The sequence below is a fragment of the Pseudomonas sp. EGD-AK9 genome, from assembly GCF_000465935.2.
Taxonomy (GTDB): Bacteria; Pseudomonadota; Gammaproteobacteria; order Pseudomonadales; family Pseudomonadaceae; genus Aquipseudomonas.
The window spans coordinates 1-923 of sequence record NZ_AVOF01000668.1; the positions used below are offsets into that span (position 1 = coordinate 1).

A 923-nucleotide genomic window follows, 5' to 3' on the forward strand; every position below is an offset into this window, starting at 1 on the left:
GAGCCCGGCGCCGACATCGAGCACCCGCAGCGGACGCTCGGGCAGCGCCTCGGCCAGGTCGGCCTGGAGCACGGCGAGGCGGATGGCGCCCTTGGCGCCGCCGTAGATCTTCTCGGCGAAACGGGTCGCCAGCTCGTCGAAGTGGCGGTCGCTCATTGGCCGAAGCGCCTTTCGCTATCGGCCAGCTTGGCCCGCACCACCTGCTCCATGTCCAGACCCAGTTCGCTGCACAGCAGCAGCAGGTAGAGCACGATGTCGCCGACTTCCTGGCCGGCATGGGCGAGCTTGTCCGCCGGCAACTGGCGCGATTCGTCCTCGGACAGCCACTGGAAGATCTCCACCAGCTCGGCCATCTCCACGCTGGCGGCCATGGCCAGGTTCTTCGGGCTATGGAAGCGCTTCCACTGGTTGCCGTCGCGGATGGCGTGCAGACGGGCGGTGAGTTCGGGCAGGTTCATGACGGGCTCCTTTCGAGCCGCATAGCTTCGGCTCGAACGGGGCGTGCTGCAAGCGGCGCTTGACCGGCGCGTAGCCCGGATGCAACCCGGCAAAGGTGCATCCCGGCCCCCGGATGGCATCCGGGCTACTTCAGGCTTGCAGCGGCTGCCAGCTGCCGGCCATATGCGGCACGTCGCCCGCGCCGAGCAGGCGGAACTGGCCGCTCGCCGCGGGTTCGCTGGCCTGCAGCGCGACATGCGCCGGCAGCAGCACCGGCTTCTGGAAACGCACCTCCACCTCGTAACCCGCCAGCGGCAGCCGCCCCTGCAGCTCGGCCAGGCAGCGCGCCTTGTTCCACAAGCCATGGGCGATGGCGCGGGGAAAGCCGAACAGCTTGGCGCTGGCCGCATACAGGTGGATCGGGTTGTAGTCGCCGGCCACCCGCGCGTAGCGCCGTCCGGTATCGGCCGGCGCCGCCCCGTCGG

The 923-nt window shown here is 69.9% G+C and carries 2 protein-coding genes and 1 pseudogene; all 3 read right to left on the reverse strand.

Translation table 11 applies throughout. The features are described 5' to 3' along the window. Positions 1–156: pseudogene (locus tag N878_RS22440) on the reverse strand (SAM-dependent methyltransferase); the annotation flags it as partial. Further along, on the reverse strand, positions 153–458 hold the full coding sequence (locus N878_RS22445) for a MazG-like family protein (protein ID WP_021445759.1): 306 nt from the start codon (positions 456–458) through the stop codon (positions 153–155). The pseudogene N878_RS22440 and the gene N878_RS22445, both read right to left, overlap by 4 nt. Positions 459–588: 130 nt before the next feature. Beyond that, positions 589–923: MaoC/PaaZ C-terminal domain-containing protein (locus tag N878_RS22450; RefSeq protein WP_021445760.1), on the reverse strand; the 335-nt coding region annotated here is incomplete at its 5' end.